Source organism: Micromonospora sp. URMC 105, assembly GCF_051386295.1.
In the GTDB taxonomy this organism is placed as follows: domain Bacteria; phylum Actinomycetota; class Actinomycetes; order Mycobacteriales; family Micromonosporaceae; genus Micromonospora.
On record NZ_JBPQTL010000239.1, the window covers coordinates 1 to 308 of the forward strand.

Genomic DNA, 308 nt, shown 5'->3' on the forward strand with positions numbered 1-308 from the left:
GGGCGCCCCAGCTGCCGGCCTTGACCGTGGAGTCGTTGGCCATCAGGCAGACCTGGCGGCCGTCGATGGTGGCGGTGCCGGTGACCACGCCGTCGGCGGGCAGCCCATCGGCCATCGCGTTGGCGTAGAGGCCGTCCTCGACGAAGGAGCCCTCGTCGACCAGGAGCGCCACCCGCTCACGGGCGAAGAGCTTGCCCTTGGCGGCGTTCGCCGCGTGGTACTTGTCCGCACCGCCGGCCCGGGCGCGCTTGCGCAGCTGCTCCAGTGCCTCACCGTCGAGCGTCACGCCGACTCCCTCGCCGCCTGGG

General features: G+C 73.4%; 1 protein-coding gene. It reads right to left on the reverse strand.

What is annotated here, in order from left to right; all coding sequences use genetic code 11:
* A partial coding sequence (locus tag ACSNN7_RS29115; protein WP_436684235.1) for a carboxyl transferase domain-containing protein occupies positions 1–286 on the reverse strand: 286 nt, incomplete at its 3' end.
* Positions 287–308 lie beyond the last annotated feature (22 nt).